This window comes from Janthinobacterium agaricidamnosum NBRC 102515 = DSM 9628 (genome assembly GCF_000723165.1).
Taxonomy (GTDB): domain Bacteria; phylum Pseudomonadota; class Gammaproteobacteria; order Burkholderiales; family Burkholderiaceae_D; genus Janthinobacterium; species Janthinobacterium agaricidamnosum.
The window spans coordinates 3502680-3527336 of record NZ_HG322949.1 but is presented as its reverse complement, the minus strand read 5'-3'; the positions used below and the strand labels follow the sequence as shown (position 1 = coordinate 3527336).

The window sequence follows — 24657 nt, the reverse complement described above, 5'->3', positions numbered from 1 at the left end:
AAAAGATGGACGAAAAAAAGCGGGGATCGCTCCCCGCCAGTGCCGATGGACTCCCCGCCCAGCTAACTCATGTTCTTATACGGTTTCCTTGCGGCGGCTGCCGAAGCACAGGCCGGCCAGGCCGAGGCCCAGCAAGGCCAGCGTAGTCGGTTCCGGTATGGTTTTGATCACATCGACGCTTTCGACCGCGTTCAGCGTCAAGGTATAGTTGCCAGCAGCCAGCGCATTGGTCAGCGCGGTGAACGTGCCGCCGCAGCCGGTGCCGATGCCGGTGCCGGTCGGCGCGCCGCAACCGGTCGGATCATAGGTAAACAGCGTGCCTTTGGTCAGCGTATTGGTTGCCAGGCCGGTATTCAGGTTGGCGGCGTCGGCCAGTTCAGTGCCGCCGGCGATACCCGAACCGAGCAAGCCGTCCGGCGCCCAGTTGAACACGGTGGCGCCAGTCGCATCGGTGATGGTGAACGTCACCACCAGGTTGGCAGTGGACGACGAGCCGGCGCCGACGTTCGATTGCAGGAATACTTGCATGAAAGGATCGGCCTGGAAATCGAACAGTAGCGATGCGGTGGGCGAACCGACGACGAAGTTGACCGAGAAGCCGGTGGTCGAACCGTTGCGGCCCGACGCATCGCCGGTGCCGGTAGTGCCCAGGTGGACTTCGGCCGCATTGACGGCCTGGGTGCTGGTGGCGCCGGGCGGGAAGGGCGGGAACTGGGTGCTGACGATTTGCGCATCGCCGCGCGAGTAAGTGCCGGTCGGCCCTTGCTGGGTGAAGTCGTTTTCCCCCTTGGTGACGGCGCCGACCGCCGCTTGCGGCGAGTCGAGCACGCCGGTGCCGCCATTGATGACGCTGACGCCATTCAACGTGGCGGTGGAGCGCGAAATATTGGTGGTGCTGGCTACCGTGATAACGCCGGTCGGATTGGTAATCGTCAAGCCAAAGATGTTATTGTAGGAATAACCGTAGCCTCCGGCACTGGCGCTGCCGGCCGCGCCCAGCATGGCCAGCGTTGCCAGCAGCGGAACGAGTTTCAAGAGTTTCATTTGGGATACCTCACTTGGATTTTGGTTAATCAAGAGTTGTTTTCCTGGCGCCGATAGGACGGTGCCACGACGATTACTCAGCAACTCCCGTGCCACGTGCTGTATTCCCTTATGAATCAACGACTTGACTTTAAAATGTTGATTTTTTTCAGAATTCCTGCCGGTCCCTGTAAAAAAAGCCGACGCGGGCTCTAGCGCAGTAGCTGGTCGAGCGCCTTGCTCAGCCGAGGGCCGGCCGGATAGCTGGCGAACCAGCCGGCAATCCGTTGTGCCGCCTGTTTGCTTGCTGCATCGTTCAACATGCGTTGCGTGGCGTTGCGCAACGCCGTTTCGCTGAAACGGTCGGCGCGCAGCAGCGTGCCGGCGCCGGCCGCGGCGATGCCGTGCATGTTGAGGAACTGGTCGAGGTTGCCGCAAATGCCGATCACCGGGACGCCGGCCGACAGCGCTTGCTGGCTGGTCGGGCTGCCGCCGTTGCAAATCACCAGGTTGGCCCGGCGCGCCGCCGTCTCGCCGGGCAGGAATGGCGCGACATGGGCGTTCGGCGGTACGTCGCCCAGCTCGACGGTGTTGGCGGTGGCGGCCATCACGCTGACCGGCAGCGACGCCAGCGCGCGCAGCACCAGCGGCAGCAATTGGCCCTGGCCGGAACTTCCCAGCGTGACATAGACCAGCGGCTTGTCCGACGGCAATTGATGCCACCAGCCGGGTTCGGCCCAGGGCGGCGACCAGGTCACCGGGCCAAGGTAGGAGTGGCTGGCCGGCATCGCCTGCGGCGGAAACAACTCGGGAACGTCGGCATATAACGTGCGGTCGGCATCGGTGTAGATGCGCCGCAAATCCGGGCCCAGCGGCGCCAGGCCATAGCGCCGCCGCACCTGGTTCAGCGGCAGCGTATGGGCGGCGAAGGCCAGCGGACGGGCCAGCTTGAACAGGGCGTTGGCCAGCGGAATCGGCAGCAGCGCGCTCAGCGGCAGGCTGGGCACGCTGTAATGCTGCCGTACATACGGGCTCCAATAGGCATTGATCAGCGCGACATACGGCACCTTGGCCAGCCGCGCGCTGACCGACAGCGACAGGCGGAAATCGCCGATGACGATATCCGGCCGCAGCGTGTCCAGCAGCCGCAAGTCGTCTTCGACGTAGGCGGCGAGGGTGGCCGCGTCATACACGGGCTTGCCATCGGCCAAGGCCTTCAAGAATTGCGCGCTAGAAATACTGTGCACGTCATGGCGCACCCAGCCGCTATCCCTGAACCAGGCATCGCAGCCTGGACTGCAGGCGAATTCGATTGCGAAACGCTGCGCGTCGAGCAGCGCGGCCAGCGCCAGCGGGCGGCCGACATGGGCCAGCGTCACCGCTTCGGCGAGGAACAGGATTTTTTTGCGCGCCATCATGATTTCCTCCCATCTCAGCTCGCTGCAGCACGATCCGGGCTGGAATGGATTCGACCTCGGCGCTATCGCCTGGTTCCATGGCGGCGCTAGGAATACCGGTTTTGTGTGCGCCAACGCACGTTCCGCACGCTTGATAATTCACAAGCGCGCCCTATCTGCGTCTCGTATGATGATTTTTTACGTTGCGTAAAATCAGGAGGCACACATGAACCCACACATGCACCATGACCTGCATCAGCCCGGCTTGCTGCGCGCCCATACTACGCCGGAGCCGGATATCCCGCCGCCGCCCGCGGGCGATCCCGACCCGCCGAAACAGCCCGAGGAAGTGCCGCAAATCGACCCGGTGCCGATCCAGGAACCGATACCGCACCAGGTGCCGATCAAGGCTTGAGTTTTTCCGGCGCCCGCCCGGGACCGGGCGGTGGCGCGTCATGGCGCGGCGGCAGCGGTGGAATCTGGCGTATCCATTCTTCGGTATCGTGCTGGCCCGGCGTTGCTTCGCCGCTGCCGATATCGGCTTCGTCCGACAGGTGCCGCGGGTCTTGCCGCGGCTGTTTTTGCTGGGCCATCCAAGCCTCCAGAGTGTGTTGCTCGATATCGCTGATGCTAGCAAATGCCCCGCGCGGGTGGCGCGCGTTTCCCTATGAAAACGATAGTCACCGATTGTTTTTCAGCTGAGACATTTCAACAACAAAATTGTTGCTTTGTGGACACAAAAGATACCCGAACTGTCGAGTGTCATGCAGTCGTCATGAAACTATTCTTATAATGAGTCATCACAATAATTCTTGTACAGGAGACCGTCATGGGCAATTCCTTGCATAACAAAATTTATCTCGGACGCCGTTCTCCCGGCTGGAATGCGCGTGGTCTCGCCGCGCTGGTGCTGCTGTCCGGCGTGGCCAGCGCCGGCCTGGTCTGGCTGGTGCTGCGCACGCTGAAATAAGCCATATAAGCGGCGTGGCCGGGGGCCGGCCGCCGCTGATAAAAGGCGTTGCCTGTTGCCGATGCGCCGCCGGGCGCGTACCATGGGGGCCGAACACCTGGCCTCTTATGGAAAAGTAATGAAGAACGAGAAATTAACGACCGATGAATACGATGCGCTGGAACAAGTTGCGCGTGGTATCAGAGGTGACCGCGTCACCGCTTGCGTGGCGCGCAATACCAAACGCTTGTCTGGCTTGAAACTATTTAGTTTTAGCAAGGACGGCCGTTTATCCATCACCGACAAAGCCAAACAATTGCTGTTCGTGCGCCGCTGCATCAACGGCTTGCGCGCGATCGCCGACAATCCGGCCGCCAGGCTGGACGACGACGTGGCTTATTTCCTCGGCAAGAAAGCCCACATCATTGCGCGCGACGCCGGCGACGGTTATGACATCTCGGAAAAAGGCAGCGCTTCGCTGGCCGATATCGACACCCTCGGACTGTAATGCCGACCACCGGCGCCGTAATCACGGCGCCGGTTTTTATTTACCTTCCCACTGTGGAGAGTCAGCTTGGAAAACGCAATGAACTGGTCGGCTCACGAGCTGACCATGACGGTCCTGATGACGCCCGACATGGCCAATTTTTCCGGCAATGTGCATGGCGGCACCATCTTGAAATACCTCGACAGCGTCGCGTATGCGTGCGCCAGCCGTTATTCGGGCAGCTATGTGGTGACCTTGTCGGTCGACCAGGTGATGTTTTTGCAGCCGATCCATGTCGGCGAACTGGTGACGTTCCTCGCGTCGGTCAACTATACCGGCACCACGTCGATGGAAGTGGGGATCCGCGTGGTGACTGAAAACATCCAGCAGCGCCTGGTGCGCCACGCCAACAGCTGTTACTTCACGATGGTGGCGGTGGATGCCAACCGCAAGCCGGTGGCCGTGCCGCCGCTGGAATTGGCGACGCCGGAACAGGTGGCGCGCTTCGAGCAAGCCAAGCTGCGCAAGCAGACCCGGCAGCAAATGCACCGGCTGCACAGCGGCAAGAAGGCTTAACGGCGCCTCGATAGCTGGAGTATCAACAGCCGCACCAGGATGCGGTTCAGCCAGTGCAGGCCGACGCGGCGCCGCAAGGCGAGCAGGCGCTGCGTCTTGCCGGCCCGGGTTGCTGCGGCGCCGGCATCCTGCCTGACCGCAAAAATGATGTGGTTATTGCCGGCGATGCCATCCAGCGCGCACACGCGGCGCCGGAACACCACTTCCAGCCGGTCCAGCATGGCCGCGTAATGCGGGTCATAGCTGAAGATATTGGCGGCCAGCACGCCGCCGGCCACCAGCGCGCGCCGGCAATCGGCGTAAAAGCGGGCGCTGCCCAGCGCCGGCGGCAAGCCGCTTTCGTCAAAACCATCGACCAGCAGCACGTCGGCGCTGCCCGGATGGCGCCGGATATACGTCACCGCGTCGGTATGGATCACGCGAAAACGGGCGTCGTCGGGCGGGATCATGAAATGGTCGCGCAGCGCGATCACGTCGGCGCGCAATTCCAGTACCGTGATGCGGGCCGATGGGAAATGGCGGTGGCAAAACTTGGCCAGCGAACCGCCGCCCAGCCCGACCATGACGATATGGCGCGGCTGCGGATTGAATAGCGCAAAACACATCATCGCGCGCGCATAGCGCAGCACCAGCTGGTCGGGGCGCGACAGCCGCATTTCGCTCTGAATCATGCCCGGCTTGAATTCCAGTGAACGGCGGTCGCCCCGGGTCAGCACCAGGGGCGGCGGGCAAGTTTGATCGGCGCAACGGGGCATGGCTCTGGGGCTGGTTCAGGGGCGTGAATGGGGTGGATATTTTGTTGCCGCTAAAGAATTCTGATAAGCTCCACGACAGCTGACCAGATGCCCCTGAGCATACCTGATTTCGGCATGCCGATGGTCTAGATACATGCCGTACTGCATGGTGGGACAACGATCAACGGTGTGCGCCGCAGCAGAAAACGGCGTCTTGCACTGGCGGTCACCATGGAGAGAAGTAACTATGTTTTTGGATCACCCGACGATTACCGCAACCAACAGTTTTACCGAGCCTGACCGTATCGAGCGCCTGACCCGCGTGTATGGCTACACGGCGGCGCTGGCCGACCGGGCCGGCAACCGGCACTTCATTGAAAAAGTTGCCCAGATTCACGACCACAAGGGGACGCTGATCGTGTTCTGGCATGAAGCGCCGACGGAAGATGAAAAGAATTTCTTTGTGCTGGCGTGGGCCAGCAAGATCGGCGACGGCAGTTTGAATGTCGAGCATGAAATCTGATGGCTGCCCTTGACGCCCCGCTAATACGATAGCTGACACGATCGCTCATGGATATTAAAACGCTGGTACTCGCTTTGGCGCTGGGTAATTTGAGCCTGTGCGCGGCCTTGTTCTTTTTCGAATACGAGCATAAGAAGTCGCTCAGCATGTCGACCTGGGCGGTGGCCAAGCAATGCCAGGCGGCGGCCTGGTGCTTGCTGTATTTCCGTGGCGTCATCCCCGATTTTCTTTCCGTGTTGCTCGGCAATGCGCTGCTTTTCACCGGCATGGCGCTGGACGCCGGCGCCTTGTGGGACAGCGCCAGGCGCATGGCGTGGCGCCGGCCGATGTGTTACGCGCTGGGTCTGGCGCTGGCGCTGTTTGCCTGTTGCTACGGCTTCGATATCGCACCGGCCTTGCGCAGCGGCGCCGGTTCGCTGATCGTCAGCGGCTTTTTCGCGGCCGGCATCGCCGCGCTGCTGGTCGGCAAGGGCTGGCGCGGCGGCAGCATGTTGCGGCGTTTCCTGATCGTCAGCATGAGCGTGCTGACGCTGGCCATCGCCGCGCGCGGCCTGTTCACGGCGATCGATCCGCAATTCGATCCGGACTTGATGCAGGCGACCGGTTTCGGCGCGCTGTATTTGATGATGCTGTGCAACGCCTTCGGTTATTTGCTGTTGTCGCGCGAGAAATTGCAGCGCGACATGGAACGGCTGGAAATGATCGACGTGGTCACCCACGTGCCGAACCGGCGCGGCTTTTATAATGCACTGGCGCCGTGGATGGCGCTGGCGCGGCGGCCCGGCTTGCCGACCGCGCTGATCGTGCTGAACCTCGACCATTTCAAGCGCATCAATGACAGTTATGGTCATTCGGCCGGCGACATGGTGTTGAAGGCGATGGTCGACGTGTGCAAAAAACAATTGCGCGACAGCGATATGATGGGCCGCCTCGGCGGCGCCGAATTCGCCATCCAGTTGCCGCGCACCGGCCTGGGCGACGCGCTGCTGGTGGCCGAACGGATACGCGCCGCGATCGAAAACCTGCCGGTCAAGACCGGCAAGGCGGTGATCAACCTGACCGCCAGCCTCGGCGTGACCGTCATCCGCGCCGAAGACAGCACCGTCAGCCTGTTCAAGCGCGCCGATGAAGCGTTGCAGCAAGCGAAGCAAAAAGGCCGCAATCAAGTGGCCGAAGCCCTTGCTGTCACGCTCGACGGTTAAATTGTCATCGGCCGGTCATAAATTCCCTGTAGTGTGATAGGATTTTTGATATATATCAAGGTCCGGTGGACTGGAAAGAAGTGAAAGCCTTCGCGGTGAAGTTTAATGAAAGGCTTATAAATATGTACGCTGCGGTTGATCTGGGTTCCAATAGTTTTCGTCTGCACATCGGCAAGCACGATGGCGAAACCATCCGCGTGCTGAAAAGCGTGCGCGACCCGATACGCCTGGCCGCCGGCCTCGATGCCGACGGCAACCTGACCGACGCGGCGATGTCATCCGCGCTCAATTGCCTGAAGAATTTCCGCGCCATCCTGGCCGGCCACCAGCTCGACGCGGTGCGCGTGGTCGCCACGTCGGCGATGCGGGTGGCGCGCAACGGCTCGGCCTTCCTGCCGGCCGCCGAACAGGCGATTGGCTACCCGATCGAAATCATTTCCGGTGAAGAAGAGGGCCGTTTGATCTACATGGGCGTCGCGAACGCGCTGGTCATTCCCGGCGAGCGGCGCCTGGTGATGGATATCGGCGGCGGTTCGACCGAGCTGATACTGGGCCGCGGCCAGGATATCGAGCGGGTCGAATCGTTCAGCCTCGGCACCGTCAAACAAAGTTTGTCGTTTTTCATCGGCGGCCGTATCGACGGCCCGTCGTTCGAGGCGGCGATCCTGTCGGCGCGCAGCCATTTCGAGGACGCCGCACCGCCTTACCATCCGCAGCACTGGAAAAGCGCCTACGGCTCGTCCGGCACCATCCGCACCATCGCCGACATCATCGCCCGCAACAGCCTGGGACGCGGGGACTTGTCCGGCCCGAGCCTGGATGCATTAAAACAGCGCTTCATCGAATTCGGCCACGTCGGCAAGATCGACATGCCGGGCTTGCGGCCGGACCGCGCCAGCACCATCGTCGGCGGCCTGGCGATCCTGATCGGCCTGGTGCGCGAGCTCGATATCCAGGTCATGCAGCCGATCGAGGCGGGCTTGCGCATGGGCGTGATGTGGGATTTGTACCTGCGCTCGACCAAGCGCGACCGGCGCGAACAGTCGGTGCGCGGCTATATGGAAAAATTCCACGTCGACCAAGGCCGCGCCAGCCGGGTCGCCGAACACGCGTTGGCCATGTACGCGCAATTGAAGCCGGCTTCGGACGGACTCAGCAAATGCCTGCGCTGGAGCGGCTTGCTGCACGAAGTGGGGCTGGTGGTGTCGCAGACCGGGTATCACAAGCACGCGGCCTACATCATAGAAAACGCCGATTTGCCGGGTTTTACCACCCGCGAACAGCGCACCATGAGCAAATTGATCATGGCGCAGAAGGGCAACCTGCGCAAGATCGGCGAAGCGCTGGCCGAACCGGACTTCGCCAAGGCGGTGCTGGCGCTGCGGCTGGCGATCCTGTTCATGCACGCGCGCATCGAAGCCGATTTCAGCGAACTGCGCCTGCGCATGAAAAGCCGCATCGAGCTCGACATCAAGCGCGACTGGGTGGCGCACCATCCGACGGTGTCGTTCTGGATGGAGAAAGAGCAGGAATTCTGGGATGACGTAGGGGTCGATTTCAGCATCCGCGCCAGTGCCTGAGCCGGTTGCAGCGATTTTTAATGTTGATGAGAGTCAAGCAATTTATCCGAGTATGGTATATATTGTTTATATTGTTTATTGAATTGGACCCATGATGACCAAAGCCACCCCGCCAAAAGCTCCAGCCGCCGACGTGCCGGCGTCGCCTTTCCCTACCACCGCATCGGTCAAGGCGCAAGCCCGGAAAACCGCCGCCGCCAAGCCTGCGCCGGTAAAAGCCGCCGCCAAGGCTGCCGCACCAGCCCGGGCCAAGCCTGCGGCCAAGGCCGCCGTTGCCAAAGCCGCGCCGGCCAAGGCCGTGGCCAAGGCCAAGCCTGCCGTCAAGGCGAAAGCCGTGGCCAAGGCAGCCCCCAAAGCCGCCGCCAAGCCGGTAGCCAAGCCGGTAGCCAAGGCGCCAGCCAAGCCAGCCGCCAAGGCGCCGGCCAAGGTCGACGCCGCTGTCGCCGCCAGGGAAAAAGCCCGCAAGCCGAAACTGGTGCGCGACAGCTTCACGATGCCGGAAGCCGAATATGAAGTGCTGGGCCAGGTCAAGAAAGCCTGCCTGAAAGCCGGTTTCGAAATCAAGAAAAGCGAATTGCTGCGCATCGGCGTGGCGCTGATCAGCCAGATCGACCTGGCCACGCTGCAAAGCGTGCTGGCCGGTTTGCCGCAGCTGAAAACCGGCCGTCCGAAAAAAGATTAAAATCAAGGGTTTCTTCCCTGACTTTTGTTTTTTTGATGGAAATTATGCCCGCCGATCCAGACCCGCAGCGCGACGGCCACGTCGCGCGTCCCATCGCCCGCCATCGCGGCGGCGCGCAATCGGCCGGTCTTGATACGGTCGCCGAAGAAGTCCCGGTGGCGCTGGTGTTCAACGGTATTTCGCATGCCGTGATGATGGCCACGCCGCGCGACCTGGAACAGTTCGCGCTCGGCTTCGCGCTGACCGAGGGCGTGGTGCGCCAGGCTGCCGATGTCTACGATATCGAGGTGGAGCTGGGCGCCGCCAGCGCCGCCGTGATCGTGACGATCGCGCAGCAAGACTTCATGCGCCTGAAGCAGCACCGCCGCACGCTTGCCGGCCGCACCGGCTGCGGCGTGTGCGGCATCGACAGCCTCGAATTGCTCGACCTGCACCCCGAACCGATGTCTGCTTCCGGCTTGCCGATAACGCTGGCGCCGGCGCTGGCGCGCGCCAGCGCCGAACTGGCGTCGCACCAGGCGCTGATGTCGCTCACCGGCGGGGTGCACGGCGCCGCGTGGTGCGCCGCCGACGGCGCCATCGTGAAACTGTTCGAGGACGTCGGCCGCCACAACGCGATGGATAAACTGATCGGCCACCTGGCGCGCGAGCGGATCGACATGCGCCAGGGTTTTGTGTTCATGTCCAGCCGCGCCAGTTATGAACTGGCGCGCAAGGCCAGCCGCATGCACATTCCGATGCTGGCGACGATATCGGCGCCCAGTTCGCTGGCCATCGATATCGCGCAGCGGGCCGGCATGAAGCTGGTCAGCTTTTGCCGCAAGGACGGTTTTGTCGATTACACGCCGGCGCTGGCGTTCGGCGTTTGATGCGCCGACAGGCTTAATAGCACCGGAATCGATTTCGAGGTTGGCGTGCCGGCGCCGTCGGCCACGCTGGCCAGCGGCAGCAGCGTATTGGTTTCCGGATAATACGCGCCCAGGCAGCCGCGCGGGATATCGTAATCGACCAGCAGGAAACGCTCGGCGCGGCGCTCGACGCCGTCCTCCCAGACACTCGTCAAGTCGACCCATTCTCCGGCCTTGAACCCCAGCATGCCGAGGTCGAGCCGGTTGGCGAACAGCACCCGGCGCATGCCGAACACGCCCCGGTAGCGGTCGTCCATGCCGTAGATGGTGGTGTTGTACTGGTCGTGCGAGCGGGTCGTCATCAACGTCATCAGGCGCGCGCCGTATTTGGCCCTGGCGCGGTGCAGCGGGCTGTCGAGGTCGATTTGCGCGACCAGGAATTGTGCCTTGCCGCTGGCGGTGCGCCATGCGCGCCGGCGCGACGCGACGTCCAGGTGGAAGCCGCCCGGTTCGGCCACCCGGGCGTTGTAATCGTAGAAATCGTCGAACACGCTTTCGATCGCATCGCGGATGCGCGCGTAATCGTCGGCGTACCAGTGCCAGTCGACCAGTTTGCTGCCCAGCGTCGCTTGGGCGATGCCGGCCACGATCGCGGTTTCCGACAGCAGGTTCGGCGAGGCCGGCTGGTTCCTGCCGAACGAGATATGCACCATGCTCATCGAATCCTCGACCGTCACGCCTTGCGGCCGGCCGCCGCGCAGGTCGATTTCGGTGCGGCCCAGCGTCGGCAGCAGCAGTGCCTGCTTGCCATGCACCAGGTGGCTGCGGTTCAGCTTGGTGGCGATCTGCACCGTCAGCGCGCAGCTGCGCAAGCCTTGTCCGGTCAACGGCGTATCCGGCGTCGCCACCGCGAAATTGCCGCCCAGGCCGACGAATACCTTGACCCGGCCGTCTAGCATCGCGGCGATGGTTTCGACCACGTCGTAGCCATGCTCGCGCGGCGGCTCGAAACCGAATACCTTGCCGAGCCGGTCGAGGAAGGCTGGCGCCGGCTTTTCCTCGATGCCGACGGTGCGGTCGCCCTGCACGTTGGAATGGCCGCGCACCGGGCACAGGCCGGCGCCGAGGCGGCCGATATTACCGCGCAACATCATCAAATTCGACAGCATGCGGATCGCCGCGACCGAATTCTTGTGCTGGGTCAGGCCCATGCCCCAGGTCGCGATGACGCGCTGGCCGTTGACGTAGACCTGGCACAGGTCTTCGATCTTGTCGCGCGCCACGCCCGATTCGCGCAGCAGCAAGTCCCAGCTTTCGGCGCGCAGGTCGGCCGCGAATGCGCTAAAACCGCTGGTATGTTCGGCGATGAAGCCATGGTCGATCACGGCCGGGGCGCCGCTCGCCAGGGCCGCGTCGTCCAGTTCGAGCACGCGCTTGGCGAGCGCCTTGAGCAGCGCAAAGTCGCCGCTCAGCGCCGGCTGCACGAACATCGAGCTGATGCGGGTACTGCCGTTGCTGATCATTTCCAGCGCGCTTTGCGGATCGGTAAACCGTTCCAGGCCCCGTTCGCGCAGCGGATTGATCGACACGATCGCCGCGCCGCGCCTGGCGCATTCGCGCAATTCGCCCATCATGCGCGGATGGTTGGTGGCCGGATTCTGGCCAAAGATCAGCAGCGTGTCGGCATGCTCGAAATCGTCCAGCGTGACCGTGCCCTTGCCGATGCCGACCGTGGCCGGCAAACCGCGGCTGGTCGCTTCGTGGCACATATTCGAGCAATCGGGAAAATTGTTGGTGCCGTACATGCGCACCATCAGCTGGTACAAAAACGCCGCTTCATTGCTGGCCCGCCCGGACGTGTAAAAGGCGGCCTGGTGCGGGCTGTCGAGCGCGTGCAAGTGGCGCGCCACCAGCGCGAACGCGGCGTCCCAGCCGATCAGCCGATAGCGGTCGCTGGCCGGATCGTACACCAGCGGGTCGGTCAGCCGGCCATGCCGCTCCAGCTCATAATCGGATTGCTGCAGCAGTTCCGATACCGTGTAGCGGGCGAACAGCTCCGGTCCGGCGCGCTTGCTGGTGGCTTCGGCGGCCACCGCCTTGGCGCCGTTTTCGCAGAATTCGAAGGTCGACGTGTGTTCGCGGTCGGGCCAGGCGCAGCCGGGGCAATCGAACCCGTCCGGCTGGTTTTGCGCCAATAGCGCTTTCAGCTTGCCGGGTTCGACCTTTTCCTTCAGCAGGTTCAGCGCGACGTATTTCAGCGCGCCCCAGCCGGCCGCCGCGTGCGGGTAGGCGGCGATATGTCCTTCGGTATTGTGCTTGTCCATGATGATCCCAACGATAGCCTGGATTGATTATGCCTGAATTCGGCGTTGCGCCACAGGCGTGGCGCCGCCAGGATTTAGGATGAAGCATGCAAAACCTGATAACCTCGGCCGACGTCAAGGCCAATCCGGTCAAGCTGGTGCCCAGCCTGGCCAGCACGCCCGAAGAGCTGCGCGAAGTGCAGCGCCTGCGTTATAAAGTGTTTATCGAGAACATGGGTTTGTCGGCGCTGGCACGCGCCGATGGCCTCGACAGCGATGAATTCGACGAGCATTGCGATCATTTGATCGTGCGCGACGCCGACACGCTGAAGGTGGTCGGCACTTACCGCGTGCTGAGCGCGTCCCGTTCGCGCAAGATCGGCCGCCTGTATTCGGAAAACGAATTCGACCTGGGGCGGCTGAACAATGTGCGCGGCCGCATGGTCGAAGCGGGGCGCGCCTGCATCCATCCGAAATACCGCGGCGGCAGCGTGATCATGCTGCTGTGGCAGGGACTGGCCGAATACCGCGTCACGCCGCATTTGCCGTTCCCGATCCAGCAGGTCGTAGCGGCGCTGACACCGCAAGTGCCGCAGCTGATCAAGGGTTATATGCGTTCCGGCGCGTGGCTGTGCGGCGAACCGGCCTGGGACCCCGATTTCGAAAGCGCCGACATTTTCCTGATGATGCCGCTGGCCAACCTGGATGGCCGCTACGCCAGGCATTACGGGGTCGAGACCGCGGCGCGGTAAATCCGTCAGGCCAGTGCCGGCAGTTGCGCCACGAATGCTTGCAGCGAGGCCCGCAAGCGGGCTTCGAGGCTGCCTTCGGGTGCGCCCGGCGGCATCATTTCCAGCATGAAGCGCACCGGCAGGAGCAGCGCTTCCGGTTCGCCGATCGAGCCGAAACGGCGCAGCGCGTCGTGGTACAAGGCGATGATCTGGTCGCGCTGGGCCGCGCCGAACACGCTGGACGCGGGCGTGGGCGGCGCTTCATAACAGGCCCACAGCGTGGCGATCAGCGCGCCTTGCACCTCGACGCAAATATCGGCCGACTTGCGCTCCTCGGCGTAACGCTGGTGCGCGTTGGCGATCGCGCTTTGCAGCACGTCGGCCAGCACCGGATGCAGCACCGACCATGCGTCGCCATGGCCGGCGGCCTTCAGCAGGAAAGCGCCGGCCAGCGCGTTGAAGACGATTTCATAGTCGGCCGAACCGCTGCGCAGCGCCGACTCGTCCAGCGCGCGGCGGTAGGCGGCCGTCATTTCCAGCAGCGCCGCTTCGGCCGGTGCGCCGTGCAACCGCGCCAGCCGGGCCTGCAGCTTCCAGTATTCGCCCAGCAGCGACAGGCGCTGCGCGGTCGGCGCCAGTTCGATCAGCAATTCCAGCCGGCGCCGGCCGCTGTCCATCAAGGCCGCGCCTTGTGCCGGCTCGGCCGGCTGTTCGACGGCATCGCCGGCGGCGATGCCGAGCAGCGCCGCACCCTGCCTGACTTCGAGCGTGGCCAGCCGTTCCAGCGCGCGCATGCTGACCTGGCCGTCGGTGGCGCTTTGCGCGGCGCGGTAATGCTCGATCGCGCGCAGCGTATTGTCGATGCCGCCCAGCCCGGCCCGCGTGTCGGCCATTTTTTCGCGGATGTCGGCGTAGCCGTAAAAGCGCAGCCGCGCCGATTCCTCGATCGCGCCGACCTTGTCCTGGATGCTCTTGCGGCGCGCCGCATCGGCGCCGGCGATGCGCGCATGCAGCGTTTCCAGGTCGGCCAGCAACTGGCCGTGGTAGTGATAGTCCGGCGCCAGCCATTGCTTGGTCTCGGTGTTCGGGAAGCGGTAGCGGTCGTCGCCGTAGGCCTGGTAGGCGCCCCAGGTGTTCGACGCCGGGAAGCCGAGGAAGGTCGCCTCGCGCGCCAGCCGCACCGCGTCGCCGAAATATTCGCCGCTCATCATGCCCTTGTAAAAGCTGCGCGCAAAGGTGCTGGCGGCCTGGTCGTCGATGCGCCAGCCGGCCGCGATGACCGCCTGGGAACCCATTTCGATGAAGGCGGTGGCCAGGTTGGCGGCCAGCTTGGACCATGGCGCCGCCGCGTCCGGGCGCATGTCGCCCAGGTGGCAGCAATTGATGAAGACGAATTGCGGCACCCGTTTCAGCTTGCTGATCTGGGCCGCCGTCAGCCGGGTTTTCGGCCCCAGCACCAGGCCGGTCAGCGGCGTGCTGGCGCCTTCGACTTCGCCGTGGCCGGCCAGGTGGATGGCGAAGTATTTTTCATCGAACAGGTGCACCAGCACTTGTTGCGCCTTGGGCCGGTACAGGTCGACCACGTGGTAGCCGCTGGCGCCGAACATGCGCGCCACCTGTTGCGCCTCGGCTTGCGCGGCCGGCAGTTCGGCCAGCCCGGAATCGGTGTCGCCGACCACCAGCACGCTGTTGCTGGCCGGGCTGATGCCGCGCGGCAGTTCGCGCGGCGAGGCCAGCTGGCGCACCATGCCGATGCGGGTCGACAGCGGGCTTTCTTCGCGGTCGGCCTCGTCGCGCATCAATTCCCACGGATAGATCGCGGCGCTCTGGTCGACCGCCAGGATCAGGCCGCGCATTTCCGGAATCGCCGCCTTCAAGCCGTTCGGCAGCATCAGTTCGTACAGCGCGCGCGACAGGCCGGGCTGGTCGGTGGTGTTGTCGGTGGCGTCCATGATCAGGCCGTCGACCGCCTGGCGCTGGTTCGGTTCTTCATCGACGCTGTTGTGGGCGCGGTCGGTGACGAGGGTAAACCGCAATGCGCCGGACAGGTCGGCGGCGACGATGTGCACCCGGCGCCAGCCATTGTCGCCGCTCAGCACCGGCAGCACCCGCCGGTAGCCGCCGGGGCTGTGCTTGATGCGCCGGTCGAAGTGCAGCGCGCTCTGGTAGCGCGTTTCGCACATCACCTGTTCGATCGCGATGGCGGCCGCGATGGCGCGCGCCTCCGACTGTTCATAAATGCTGATGTGGTGGATGCGGCTGCGCAGGCCGGCGTCTTCGAGGCGCCGGTTGGCGCTGCGCACGCCGTCGATCAGCGAGCGTATGCACAGCGCGATCGACAGGCCGCCGTAACCGGAACCGGACAGCAGGCTGGCCACCCGCAGGCTGTCGGTGCCATGCCCGGCCGCTTCCTGGCGCGACGGCGGGCAGGGCGCGTTGCGCTGGCCGGCGGCCAGCAATTGTTCGCGCACGCAGGCATACTCCAGCAAGCCGCCGGCGAACGCGCGCGTCAGTTCGCCCGGCGTCAATTCGCCCAGCGCGCCGAGGCCGATGACGATCGCGCCGCCGGGCCGGCGCGCCAGTTCCGGCTGCAGCACTACCAGCGCCTCGTCGGGCCGCTGCGGGTAACGGCCGAGCGCATGGATTTCCTGCAGCCGGCCATCGAGCAGCCGGTCGAGGAAAGTCATGCTGCCGCGCAGCGATTCATAGGCGTAGCTGCCGGTCATTACCGGCGCGTCGGCCGAGGCCATGCTGCCGTGGATGATTTCCAGCGTCACCCGCGGCGCCGCCAGCAGCGGCGGCGGCACCGACGGACGGGCGCCGCCGATCGCCGCCGCCAGCGTTTCTTGCGGCGTCGGAAATAGGGGAAACGCTTCCGGCTCGCGGGCATGGAATTGCGGCGGGTGCTTGCCGCGCAAGTTCGGCGGACTGTCGGCCAGCTGCGTGCAATGGCCGTTTTCCAGCAATTGCCGGTAAGCGGGAAATAAGGCCTGCTGGCGCAGCAGGTCGCCATGCGCCGCCGCCACATACCAGGCCTTGATGCCGGCCGGTATGCCGCCGTCCCACGCGACCCGGCCGTCGCCTTCGATGCCGTAGGCGATTTCCAGCCGGCCGGCGCGCACCCGCACCGCCAGCGGCGTCGCGGCGCAGCCGGCCAGGTAGCTGGTGTGGCGCGCATTGAGCGGCGTGGCGGCGATCAGCGCGGCGCTGCTGCGCGCCTGTTGCAGCGCGGCCGCCAGCGGCGCGTGCCAGCCGTTGGCCAGTCCGGCTTCGCGGTCGTCCTGCTGCCACAGCTTCCAGGTAGCCGGGTCGAAATAATCGATGCCGTCGTTGGCCAGCGGCGTCTGGCCGTCGGCTGGCCATGGCAGCATTTCCAGCACGCCGGGGAAAGCGCGGATAAAGCCGAGGAACTGGCGCGCCGTGTGTTTCCAGCCGATCCAGCTGATCAGCATTTGCACCAGTTCGTCGCGCCCCAGCAGCACGGCGGCCATCGCATGCGTGCCCCGGTTGGGCGTGCCGACCTGCAGCAGCCGGCTGCCGGAAATCGCCGTGAAACGCGGCCAGCGCTCGCGCAGCGCCCAGCGCGCCAGCAGGCCGCCCATGCCGTGGCCGACGATGCGCAGCGGCTGGCCGCGCCGTTCGGCGTCGTCCATCGCCGCGTCCAGCACCGTCTCGAAGGCGGCGCCGCTGTCCAGCAGCGACAGCCGCCAGTCGTAGGTGAACGGCCGCACTTCGTGGCTTTGCGCGAGGAATTGCGCGAACGGTTCGTAATACGGCTCGACCCAGCCGGCGCTGACGATGTGCGGCTGGCCGACGGCCAGCCGTTCGATCTGCCCTTCGACCAGGTTGACCGGATCGAACCAGACCCGGCTGTTGCCGACTTGCAGGTGGCTGCCCATCACGCCCGGCAGCAGCAAGACGATCGGTGCGCCGTCGCGCCGCTTCGGCGCTTCGCCGCCGCGCGCCACGGCGCCGTGTTCGATGCCTGCCAGCGGCTGGAACTGGACCTCGGGCACGCCGGCCAGCGCGCGCAGCAGCAGCGCGGCCGAGTGCGGCCGCTCGAAATAATTCAAGTGGTGCACGTGCGGGCCGCGCAGGAAGACCTGCCGCAGCGGCGGCTGGCGCGCCGCGCCGCCGCTCATCGACGCGCTGTTCACCAGCAGGTCGCTCTGGCCGCCGTAATCGAGACCGGACAGGCTGTCGCCCAGCCATTTCAGCAAGCCGTGGCCGCTGCAATCGCCGGCCAGCACATGCAGGCTGGCGTCGATGCGCACGTCGGGCGCGTTGAGCAGCGCCACCAGCGGCGAATCGGGCATCATCGCCTCGATGCCGGGCAGCAGGCGGGCGTCGCAGCGCTGCTGCACCAGCGCCAGGAAAAACGAGGCGCCGGCGTCGACGATTTCGCCCGATGCGCGCGGCGGCGCCGCTGTCGCCCCGGAACCGAGCAGGTTGAACATCACGCTGGCCCAGCGCTCCAGCCGGCCCGACACCAGCGTGCTGCCGCGCGCCGGGCAGGCGACCCGCACAAAACGCTCGATCCGGATCGCGCGCGACTTCAATTCCAGGTTCAGCTGTTCCAGCCGCGCCGCGTCCGCCGCATACCCGAGCCGTCCGGTCAGCATCGCCTGGGACGTGAAATGGTCGATGTCGTGGCGGTTGAACGGCTCGCCGCCAACCGTGTTTTCGCTGAGCCGCTCGATGCCGTCGCCGGCCAGGTCGGCCGCGCCGCGGCTGGCGCTGCGCTGGGCGCGCGCCAGCAATTCGCCGACCAGGCCGCCGCTGCCGTGGCTCAGCACATGCAGCAGCGCGCCTTGCGGCAGCAGGCGCACCAGTTCCAGCGCGTTGTGGATCGGCCCTTCGCTCAGCGTGCGGTGTTCGTAGCCGTAGATGCGGTTGCCGTACAACGCCGCCAGTTGCGGCCCGAGGCCGTTGTCCCACAGGCCGCGAAAGCAGCGCTCGGTCGACGAGGCGCTGCCGTGCAGCAGCAGCAACAGCGGCTCCCTGGCGGGCGCCAGCGGCGCCGCCGGCGTCAATTCCCAGCGTTCGGTGGCGCAGCGGTACAGGCCGAGCCGGTGATCCAGCTGGCGGTCCTGGAAGGCGCCGGCGGCGGCCAGCGCCGTCATGCCGCTGCCGCCGCCGCGATAAATCCGCAGCGCTTTCAGCATCCATGCACCGACGCCGTCGCCGCTGGCGCCGGGCGGCAAGCGCGGACCCGACGGACGCAGCGCCTGGCCGACCTCGATCAGCGGCGCAGCGCCGTTGCCGGCGGCGCTAGGCGTGCCGAGGTAGCGCGGCAGGCTGTCGCAGCTGGCCAGCAGGCTGCTGCCGTCGGCCAGTATCAGTTCGGTCACGTCGAGCGGGCCCAGCGCCACCGTCAGCTGGTCGCTGCCGAAACCGCGCGCGCCCGACAGCACATAGGTCGATACTTGCCATTCCGGGGCCGCATGGCTGGTCTTCAGGCTGGCGTGCGGGTCGCGTGTCAACCGTAATAACAGCGATGCTGGCGACGCGGAGTCGTCGGGAATGTCCATGCGGGTCGAGTGCGGCTTAAAAGATGACCTTGGCGCGAGATGCGGGCCGACGCCTTGAGGCGCATCAATCTTTACGCGGCGCGACAAAACACGCTAGCGAGAATCTAGTCAGTAGGGAGCAAGGACAGGGGAGGGCGAGGTAGAAACGTTCAGCGTGGTTTGGGCTGAGCTTCTGTGAGGGGCCAGGCTGTGGCAGGAGATGGTTCAGTCAGCGCGGTTGCATGGCGCTTGCTGGCATGCTGCAATGCCTGTGATGGATCGGGCAGATCTGGTCAGTGCGTCGCGGTGAGCGACAATTCCTTCAATTCACGGATGCTGAGTTCCGATTTTTCATGCATGCGCAATAAAATCGTCGCTCCCACCGCCAGTTTCCGGTGCCGGATCTTGCTGATGATCGGCGGCTGAACTTCGAGGACGCGGCACAGTTCGGCGTCGTTTTTCAAGTTCATCTTTTCGATCAGCGTGTCGAGTAGCTTGTTAGGAACAAAACTCGATGGCTCCAGCGCGCGAGCCCGGTTCATCGCCTCGATCATTTCCAACTTCTTTTGCCGTACGTTCATTTACTCCTCCTTCAGGTTATGGAAAGTGACGGGGCGGGTGCCCCGGTTATAAGTCACCGTAAAAAAACAACTGACAGCAGCGTCAAAAACGCAGCCTTACAATTATTTCTCCACGGCAACCTAGTCAACCAACACGATTCAGCTTTTGGCGTAGCGCGTATCCAATAATATTGATAACCAAGCAAGATGTTTCAATAATACTACGATAAAAAATATTTAAACAACCTTCTTAATTAAATATAACGTTTGTTTGTCCAATCTGGTTGACGTCTGTTGTATTTTGAAGTCCGCTTTTTGTGAGCACCATGGTCCGGTCCGCCATTTCCGCGGCCGCGTGCGAATGGGTGACCATGATGGCGCAGCTGCCGTTGGCCTTGATTTCATTGCGCAGCAATGCCAGGATGCCTTGCGCCGTATCCGGATCGAGGTTGCCGGTCGGTTCATCGGCCAGCACCAGCGCCGGTTTATGCACCAGCGCGCGGGCGATCGCCACGCGTTGCATTTCACCGCCCGACAATTGATGCGGGAAATCGCCGCCGCGGCCCTTCAAGCCGACCGCTTCCAGCATCTTTTCGGCGCGCTCCTGCGGCAAGCCGTTCAACAGCAGCGGCAGGGCGACGTTTTGCAGCAGCGTCAAATGCGGCAGCACGTGGAAGGCCTGGAAGATAAAGCCCATGCGGGCCCGCCGCAAGCGCGTCGCGGCCGCGTCGTCGAGCCCCGACATGGCGATGCCGTCGATCAGGATCGGGCTCGTTTCCGGGCCGGCGTCGGGCGCATCGAGCCCGGCGATCAAGTTCAGCAAGGTCGATTTGCCGACTCCCGAATCGCCCATGATGGCAATGAATTCGCCGGCCTTGAAACGGCACGACAGGTTGGCCAGGACCGGGCGGCCGCTGGCATACGATTTCGACAGGTGGCGTAATTCAAGCATGGGACACTTCACGGTAACAGTAACTACGTTTCAGCGCGTCAAGCCGCGCCGCATGGCAAAACTGAGTGCATCGACCAGGGCGACCAGCAACAGCATGGCGATGATGACGGTGGCCGCCTGCTGCATCTGGAACAGCGACAGATGGTATTTCAGCATTTGGCCGAGTCCGCCTGCACCGACCACGCCGAGGATGGCCGCGGCGCGAATATTGTTTTCCCAACGATATAAAGTATATGACAGCATTTGCGCTAATGCTTGCGGCAATGTTGCGTAGAAAAAAGCCGCAAGGGGCGTCGCGCCGTTGGCGCGCAAGCTTTGTTCTGGAAGCGGTACCACATTTTCCAGCACCTCGGCAAACAGCCTTCCGAGCACGCCGGCGGTGTGAAACGCCAGCGCCATCGTACCGGCGAACGGACCCAGTCCGGCGGCTATCAGCAAGATAGACGCCCATACCAGCTCAGGCACCGAACGCAGAAAATTGAGCAGCATGCGCACCGGCGCGCGGAGCAGCGGACCGAAGCGTCCGGCGGCCGGCAGCGCGAACAGCATGCCTGCCGCCACCGCCAGCAAGGTGCCCAGCGCCGACATGGCCAGCGTTTCCAGCGTGGCCCACGCGGTCTTGCCGAGGAATGTTGCGGAAAACTCGGGCGGCGTAAAACCGGCCAGGAATTCCACGCTGCCCGAGACCGCGTCGCTGCTGAAAAACGCCGCCCATTGCAGCGGCAGGCTGGCGAAACTGGCGATGATCAGCAGCAGCAGGGCGCCGGCCAGCAGCAAGCCGGACCAGGAGCGGGCCGGCGCGGCCGGCATCGGCGACTCGGGAACGGAGAGGCGGGTCGTCATGCGAGTTTCTTCCTGAGTATTGTCGAGACCAGGTCGGCGCCGGCCACCAGCAGCACGAATACCAGCAGCATGGCGGACACTTCATCGCCGGCCAGCATCTTCATCGATTCATCCATGCGCTGGCCCAGTCCGCCGGCGCCGACAAAGCCCATCACCACCGAACCGCGGATCGCGCATTCCCAGCGGTAGACGGTGTACGACACCAGTTCCGAGGCCGCTTCCGGCAAGGCGCCGTACAACAGCGCCGCGAGCCGGCCGCTGCCGTTGGCCAGCAGCGCATTGCTGGCGTGCGCTTCCGACGATTCGAGGATTTCGGCGTAGACCTTGCCCAGCATGCCGGCATAGGTCAGCGCGATGGCCAGCACGCCGGCGGTCGGCCCCAGGCCGATGATGCGCACGAACAGCAGCGCCCACACCAGTTCCGGCACGCTGCGCAGCAATACCAGCAGCCAGCGCACCAGCTGGCGCAACGCCGCCGACAAGGGCCGCATGCGGCCGCTGCCGAGCCGGGAAATCGACAGCCGTTCGGTGACGATCAGCGTGGCCGGTATCGCGCCCAGCAAGGCCAGGCTGAGGCCGGCGGTGGCGATGGCGATGGTCAGCCAGGTTTCGCGCAACAGCAGCCACAGGAAGTCGGCGGAGTGGGCCGGTGGAAAGAAGGTGGACAGGAATTGCCAGGTCGCGCTCAGGCTTTGCCTGTCGAGCAAGGTGAACGGCTTGAATTCGCTGGCCACCAGCATCGGCCACAGCAGGACCAGGGCCAGCAAGGTCCAGCCCACGCGGCCGGACCACGCCGGATCGGGATGGCGCGCGGCCATCGATGTATGTGTCTGCGGCATCGGATTAAAAGCAGACGCCGGCCGGCATGTCGACGCAGCTGTGCGCCACTGGAGCGGGCTCAGGCGTTTGCACTGCATTGTGATACAGCGCCGCGATCATCGCGTCGGTGACAGCTTCACGCGGCAAGTCGAACACGATGCGGCCGTCTTTCAGCGCCACGATGCGGTTGAAATGGGCGCGCGCCAGCTCGACCTGGTGCAGGCTGCAAATCAGCGTCGCGCCGCGCGCCGCCGCTTCCTGTTGTAACACAGTCAGCGTCAGTTCGGACAGGCTCGGATCGAGCGCCGACAACGGTTCATCGACCAGCATCGCCTGCGCCGACGACAGCAGCAGGCGCGCCAGGCCGCAACGCTGGCGCTCGCCGCCGGACAGCCGGTCGACCCGCGCATACAATTTATCGCCGAGCTGGAAGCGCTGCAATGCTTGCCAGGCCGCTTCCGTTTCGCGCGGCTTGATCAGCGACAGCAGCGCGCGCCACAAGCTCCAGGCCGGCAAGCGCGCCGCCAGCACCGTCGTCACCACGCGCTGGCGCGGCGGCAGCGGCGGCGTCTGCGGCGCCAGGAACAGCCGTGCGCGCATGCGATGGCGCTGGCGTTCCGGCAACGCCCACGGATCGATGCCGAATAGGGCAAACGCCCCGGACGCAGGGCGGTGCGCGCACGCCAGTGTCGCCAGCAAGGTGGTCTTGCCGGCGCCGGATGGGCCGATCAATGCCAGTTGCTCGCCCTGCGCCACCAGCAAGTCGATCTGGTGCAGCGCGGCCGGCTTGCCGGCGGCCAAATGGCGCACCGTCAATTGTTGCAAGCTATAAGTTGTCATGCGTGTTTTTTATTGTGCGAGATTACTTTTTCAGCAAACCGGCGTTGTGCGCCGCCGCCTCGATCGCGCCATAGTTTTCAGGCTTGGTCAGGATGAATTTGCTGGCGCGCTGCAAGTCGAGAATCGCCTTGTCTTGCGGATTTTTCGGGTCCAGCGCCAGGAAGGCGTCGGTCAGCTTTTTACGCAGGACCGGGTCCATGTCGGAACGCACGCTCCAGTTGTAATCGTAATAACCCGGCGTGGTATAAAACACGCGCACGAGCGCAGGATCGACTTTTTTCTCGGCGACCAATTTTTGCCAAACGGAAATATTCAACGCGCCGGCATCGACCTTGCCGCCCGCCACCGCCGCGACGGTCGCGTCATGCGCGCCCGAGAACGCGATGCGCTTCAAGTCGGTGTCCGGATTGATGTGCGCGGCCAGCAGGTAAGAGCGCGGCATCAAGTGACCGGAGGTCGACGATTCGGAACCGAAGCTCAGCGTCTTGCCTTTCAAGTCTTCCAGCTTGTTGATGTTTTTATTGGTGGTGATGAAGACCGACTGGAATTTTTCATCTTCGGCGCGCTGCACCAGCGGCGTGATCTGGTTCTTGCTGCGGTCCTTCGCTTGTACGAAGGTAAAACCGCCGAACCACACCATGTCCACTTTCTTGTTGATCAGCGCCTCGACCGAGGCGGCGTAATCGGTGACCGGAGTGAATTCCACCTTGATACCGATCTTCTTTTCCAGGTAGTCGCCGAGCGGCTTGAACTTGCGCTGCAATTCGGTCGGATTTTCATCCGGAATCGCCGACACGCGGAACACGGCCGGGGTTTGCGCATGGGTAGTGCTGGCGACTAACATCATCAGCGCGGCGAGACCGGCCGATAGCCAGGATTTGAGGGGAGAACGGTGCATGATGGGAGCCTTTGTCTGAAAATCAAGAAAGTGGTATTGCAAGGCGCCATTTTACAGGCGGATGCTCAGGCGTGCCTCCGCGATTGTGATAATCGGCTATGATGGAAAAAATGTCATCGGCAAAAGCGACCTGGACCATGCCAAGTGGTGCGGCAAGCTGCTGGATTGCCGCATGGCGGTTACCTACCCACCATTGCGAGCCATCGACTGCCAGCCATGACTACGCCACTCTCTCCTGCGCCACTCTCTCAGCATGGGCCGGATGCCGGCCAGCCAGTCTCCGATTTCACCGAAATCGGCGCCGGTTTGACGGCCCTCAACGCCAGCACGTCGCCCAAGTATTTATATGACGCGCTCGGCTCCAAGCTGTTCGAAGCCATTTGCGAATTGCCGGAATACTATCCGACGCGCACCGAGGCGGGCATCTTCGCGCAATACGGCGCCGAGATCGCCCGCGCGGTCGGGCCGGGCAGCACGCTGATCGACCTGGGGGCCGGCAATTGCGCCAAGGCCGCCAGCCTGTTTCCCTTGTTGCATCCGGCGCAATACGTGGCGGTCGATATTTCCTACGATTTCCTCAGGGAATCGTTGAGCCGTTTGCAGCAACGCTTTCCGCACATTGAAATGACCGGGCTGGGGCTGGATTTTTCCAGCCGGCTCGACTTGCCCGGCACTGTGCGCGCCGCGCAACGGGTGTTCTTTTATCCTGGTTCATCGATCGGCAATTTTGCGCCGCAACAGGCGGTGGATTTCCTGCGCCGCCTGCGGGCCAATTCCGGGCCGGACGGCGGCTTGCTGATCGGCGTCGACCTGATCAAGGACAGCGCCATCCTCGACGACGCCTACGACGATGCGCTGGGCGTCACCGCCGCCTTCAACCTGAACCTGCTGCGCCATGTGAACCAGCTGATCGGCGCCGACTTCGACGTGCGCCAGTGGGCGCACCACGGCTTTTTCAACGCCGCGCAGAGCCGGGTTGAAATGCACCTCGAAGCGCGCAGCAGCCTGACCGTCAACTGGCAGGGCGGGCGGCGGCGTTTCGAACGGGGCGAGCGGATTCATACCGAAGACAGTTATAAATATAGCAGGGAAGGTTTTGTCAGCTTGCTGGAACAGGCGGGCTTTTCTGCCAACAACATGTGGACCGATACGCAGCAGTGGTTCGCCGTCATCCACGCCCGCGTCAACCGCGATTAACGA

Annotated in this window: 23 protein-coding genes; 11 read left to right on the top strand and 12 right to left on the bottom strand. The window is 64.0% G+C overall.

Going from position 1 to position 24657, the window contains the following annotated elements:
• Positions 1-75: 75 nt before the first annotated feature.
• Positions 76-1044: an EDSAP-1 family PEP-CTERM protein gene (locus tag GJA_RS14965; protein ID WP_061301572.1), complete on the bottom strand. Its 969-nt coding sequence runs from the start codon at positions 1042-1044 to the stop codon at positions 76-78.
• A gap of 191 nt (positions 1045-1235) precedes the next feature.
• Positions 1236-2441, bottom strand: a complete 1206-nt coding sequence (locus GJA_RS14960; protein ID WP_038493550.1) for a glycosyltransferase — start codon at positions 2439-2441, stop codon at positions 1236-1238.
• A gap of 205 nt (positions 2442-2646) precedes the next feature.
• Between GJA_RS14960 and GJA_RS27390 the strand changes: the two genes are divergently transcribed.
• The gene (locus GJA_RS27390; protein WP_144241550.1) at positions 2647-2835 is read left to right on the top strand and encodes a hypothetical protein; all 189 of its coding nucleotides are present in this window, start codon (positions 2647-2649) and stop codon (positions 2833-2835) included.
• On the opposite strand, the gene GJA_RS14955 is transcribed toward GJA_RS27390, so the two are convergent.
• Positions 2825-3013, bottom strand: a complete 189-nt coding sequence (locus GJA_RS14955; protein WP_038493546.1) for a hypothetical protein — start codon at positions 3011-3013, stop codon at positions 2825-2827. The two genes, GJA_RS27390 and GJA_RS14955, sit on opposite strands and share 11 nt — an antisense overlap.
• Before the next feature lie 236 nt (positions 3014-3249).
• Here GJA_RS14955 and GJA_RS27855 point away from each other — a divergent pair, with 236 nt between their 5' ends.
• The 3 genes from GJA_RS27855 (at position 3250) to GJA_RS14945 (ending at position 4432) form a co-directional block, all read left to right on the top strand.
• On the top strand, positions 3250-3390 hold the full coding sequence (locus tag GJA_RS27855; RefSeq protein WP_167541124.1) for a hypothetical protein: 141 nt from the start codon (positions 3250-3252) through the stop codon (positions 3388-3390).
• Between the two features lie 118 nt (positions 3391-3508).
• Positions 3509-3877, top strand: a complete 369-nt coding sequence (locus GJA_RS14950) for a hypothetical protein (protein ID WP_038493543.1) — start codon at positions 3509-3511, stop codon at positions 3875-3877.
• Between the two features lie 78 nt (positions 3878-3955).
• Positions 3956-4432, top strand: a complete 477-nt coding sequence (locus tag GJA_RS14945) for an acyl-CoA thioesterase (protein ID WP_038493540.1) — start codon at positions 3956-3958, stop codon at positions 4430-4432.
• On the opposite strand, the gene GJA_RS14940 is transcribed toward GJA_RS14945, so the two are convergent.
• On the bottom strand, positions 4429-5103 hold the full coding sequence (locus GJA_RS14940; protein ID WP_144241549.1) for a spermine/spermidine synthase domain-containing protein: 675 nt from the start codon (positions 5101-5103) through the stop codon (positions 4429-4431). The genes GJA_RS14945 and GJA_RS14940 overlap by 4 nt on opposite strands.
• A 310-nt stretch (positions 5104-5413) precedes the next feature.
• On the opposite strand from GJA_RS14940, the gene GJA_RS14935 reads away from it, so the two are divergent.
• From GJA_RS14935 to fdhD, 5 genes are all read left to right on the top strand, one after another.
• Positions 5414-5689, top strand: coding sequence for a hypothetical protein (locus GJA_RS14935; protein WP_038493534.1), 276 nt, complete (start codon positions 5414-5416; stop codon positions 5687-5689).
• 47 nt (positions 5690-5736) lie between these two features.
• On the top strand, positions 5737-6891 hold the full coding sequence (locus GJA_RS14930; protein WP_038493531.1) for a GGDEF domain-containing protein: 1155 nt from the start codon (positions 5737-5739) through the stop codon (positions 6889-6891).
• Positions 6892-7013: 122 nt separating this feature from the next.
• Positions 7014-8471, top strand: coding sequence for a Ppx/GppA phosphatase family protein (locus tag GJA_RS14925; protein WP_038493528.1), 1458 nt, complete (start codon positions 7014-7016; stop codon positions 8469-8471).
• A 91-nt stretch (positions 8472-8562) separates the two neighbouring features.
• A complete protein-coding gene (locus GJA_RS14920; protein ID WP_242404550.1) occupies positions 8563-9153 on the top strand; it encodes a hypothetical protein in 591 nt (196 codons plus the stop codon).
• Positions 9154-9188: 35 nt separating this feature from the next.
• A complete protein-coding gene (gene fdhD, locus GJA_RS14915; RefSeq protein ID WP_038493525.1) occupies positions 9189-10022 on the top strand; it encodes a formate dehydrogenase accessory sulfurtransferase FdhD in 834 nt (277 codons plus the stop codon).
• Here the strand turns inward: fdhD and GJA_RS14910 are convergent.
• Positions 9992-12325, bottom strand: a complete 2334-nt coding sequence (locus GJA_RS14910) for an FdhF/YdeP family oxidoreductase (RefSeq protein WP_038493522.1) — start codon at positions 12323-12325, stop codon at positions 9992-9994. The two genes, fdhD and GJA_RS14910, sit on opposite strands and share 31 nt — an antisense overlap.
• Positions 12326-12411: 86 nt before the next feature.
• Here GJA_RS14910 and GJA_RS14905 point away from each other — a divergent pair, with 86 nt between their 5' ends.
• Positions 12412-13056 carry a GNAT family N-acetyltransferase gene (locus GJA_RS14905; RefSeq protein ID WP_038493519.1) on the top strand — a complete coding sequence of 215 codons (645 nt, stop codon included), beginning with the start codon at positions 12412-12414 and terminating at the stop codon, positions 13054-13056.
• Between the two features lie 5 nt (positions 13057-13061).
• On the opposite strand, the gene GJA_RS14900 is transcribed toward GJA_RS14905, so the two are convergent.
• The 7 genes from GJA_RS14900 to GJA_RS14870 all read right to left on the bottom strand — a co-directional run bounded on the left by GJA_RS14900 (position 13062) and on the right by GJA_RS14870 (position 23457).
• Entirely contained in the window at positions 13062-18566 is a 5505-nt protein-coding gene (locus GJA_RS14900; protein ID WP_038493517.1) for a CHAT domain-containing protein, read from the bottom strand.
• A gap of 272 nt (positions 18567-18838) precedes the next feature.
• Positions 18839-19126, bottom strand: coding sequence for a hypothetical protein (locus GJA_RS14895; RefSeq protein WP_038493514.1), 288 nt, complete (start codon positions 19124-19126; stop codon positions 18839-18841).
• A 229-nt stretch (positions 19127-19355) separates the two neighbouring features.
• A complete protein-coding gene (locus GJA_RS14890; protein WP_038493511.1) occupies positions 19356-20057 on the bottom strand; it encodes an ABC transporter ATP-binding protein in 702 nt (233 codons plus the stop codon).
• Positions 20058-20087: 30 nt separating this feature from the next.
• Positions 20088-20900, bottom strand: a complete 813-nt coding sequence (gene phnE, locus GJA_RS14885) for a phosphonate ABC transporter, permease protein PhnE (protein WP_051780927.1) — start codon at positions 20898-20900, stop codon at positions 20088-20090.
• On the bottom strand, positions 20897-21739 hold the full coding sequence (locus GJA_RS14880) for a PhnE/PtxC family ABC transporter permease (protein WP_051780925.1): 843 nt from the start codon (positions 21737-21739) through the stop codon (positions 20897-20899). Before GJA_RS14880 ends, phnE begins: the two co-directional genes overlap by 4 nt.
• Before the next feature lie 4 nt (positions 21740-21743).
• Complete coding sequence (locus GJA_RS14875; protein WP_051780923.1) at positions 21744-22559, bottom strand: phosphonate ABC transporter ATP-binding protein; 816 nt, start codon at positions 22557-22559, stop codon at positions 21744-21746.
• Between the two features lie 22 nt (positions 22560-22581).
• Entirely contained in the window at positions 22582-23457 is an 876-nt protein-coding gene (locus GJA_RS14870) for a putative selenate ABC transporter substrate-binding protein (RefSeq protein ID WP_051780921.1), read from the bottom strand.
• Between the two features lie 216 nt (positions 23458-23673).
• Here GJA_RS14870 and egtD point away from each other — a divergent pair, with 216 nt between their 5' ends.
• Positions 23674-24654, top strand: coding sequence for an L-histidine N(alpha)-methyltransferase (gene egtD / locus GJA_RS14865; protein WP_051780918.1), 981 nt, complete (start codon positions 23674-23676; stop codon positions 24652-24654).
• Positions 24655-24657: the final 3 nt, after the last annotated feature.

Excerpts from the sequence above, each read along its gene's own strand:
- GJA_RS14965 (WP_061301572.1), bottom strand. The coding sequence starts at position 1,044 with ATGAAACTCTTGAAACTCGTTCCGCTGCTGGCAACGCTGGCCATGCTG.
- GJA_RS14960 (WP_038493550.1), bottom strand. The coding sequence starts at position 2,441 with ATGATGGCGCGCAAAAAAATCCTGTTCCTCGCCGAAGCGGTGACGCTG.
- GJA_RS27390 (WP_144241550.1), top strand. The coding sequence starts at position 2,647 with ATGAACCCACACATGCACCATGACCTGCATCAGCCCGGCTTGCTGCGC.
- GJA_RS14955 (WP_038493546.1), bottom strand. The coding sequence starts at position 3,013 with ATGGCCCAGCAAAAACAGCCGCGGCAAGACCCGCGGCACCTGTCGGAC.
- GJA_RS27855 (WP_167541124.1), top strand. The coding sequence starts at position 3,250 with ATGGGCAATTCCTTGCATAACAAAATTTATCTCGGACGCCGTTCTCCC.
- GJA_RS14950 (WP_038493543.1), top strand. The coding sequence starts at position 3,509 with ATGAAGAACGAGAAATTAACGACCGATGAATACGATGCGCTGGAACAA.
- GJA_RS14945 (WP_038493540.1), top strand. The coding sequence starts at position 3,956 with ATGAACTGGTCGGCTCACGAGCTGACCATGACGGTCCTGATGACGCCC.
- GJA_RS14940 (WP_144241549.1), bottom strand. The coding sequence starts at position 5,103 with ATGATTCAGAGCGAAATGCGGCTGTCGCGCCCCGACCAGCTGGTGCTG.
- GJA_RS14935 (WP_038493534.1), top strand. The coding sequence starts at position 5,414 with ATGTTTTTGGATCACCCGACGATTACCGCAACCAACAGTTTTACCGAG.
- GJA_RS14930 (WP_038493531.1), top strand. The coding sequence starts at position 5,737 with ATGGATATTAAAACGCTGGTACTCGCTTTGGCGCTGGGTAATTTGAGC.
- GJA_RS14925 (WP_038493528.1), top strand. The coding sequence starts at position 7,014 with ATGTACGCTGCGGTTGATCTGGGTTCCAATAGTTTTCGTCTGCACATC.
- GJA_RS14920 (WP_242404550.1), top strand. The coding sequence starts at position 8,563 with ATGATGACCAAAGCCACCCCGCCAAAAGCTCCAGCCGCCGACGTGCCG.
- fdhD (WP_038493525.1), top strand. The coding sequence starts at position 9,189 with ATGGAAATTATGCCCGCCGATCCAGACCCGCAGCGCGACGGCCACGTC.
- GJA_RS14910 (WP_038493522.1), bottom strand. The coding sequence starts at position 12,325 with ATGGACAAGCACAATACCGAAGGACATATCGCCGCCTACCCGCACGCG.
- GJA_RS14905 (WP_038493519.1), top strand. The coding sequence starts at position 12,412 with ATGCAAAACCTGATAACCTCGGCCGACGTCAAGGCCAATCCGGTCAAG.
- GJA_RS14900 (WP_038493517.1), bottom strand. The coding sequence starts at position 18,566 with ATGGACATTCCCGACGACTCCGCGTCGCCAGCATCGCTGTTATTACGG.
- GJA_RS14895 (WP_038493514.1), bottom strand. The coding sequence starts at position 19,126 with ATGAACGTACGGCAAAAGAAGTTGGAAATGATCGAGGCGATGAACCGG.
- GJA_RS14890 (WP_038493511.1), bottom strand. The coding sequence starts at position 20,057 with ATGCTTGAATTACGCCACCTGTCGAAATCGTATGCCAGCGGCCGCCCG.
- phnE (WP_051780927.1), bottom strand. The coding sequence starts at position 20,900 with ATGACGACCCGCCTCTCCGTTCCCGAGTCGCCGATGCCGGCCGCGCCG.
- GJA_RS14880 (WP_051780925.1), bottom strand. The coding sequence starts at position 21,739 with ATGCCGCAGACACATACATCGATGGCCGCGCGCCATCCCGATCCGGCG.
- GJA_RS14875 (WP_051780923.1), bottom strand. The coding sequence starts at position 22,559 with ATGACAACTTATAGCTTGCAACAATTGACGGTGCGCCATTTGGCCGCC.
- GJA_RS14870 (WP_051780921.1), bottom strand. The coding sequence starts at position 23,457 with ATGCACCGTTCTCCCCTCAAATCCTGGCTATCGGCCGGTCTCGCCGCG.
- egtD (WP_051780918.1), top strand. The coding sequence starts at position 23,674 with ATGACTACGCCACTCTCTCCTGCGCCACTCTCTCAGCATGGGCCGGAT.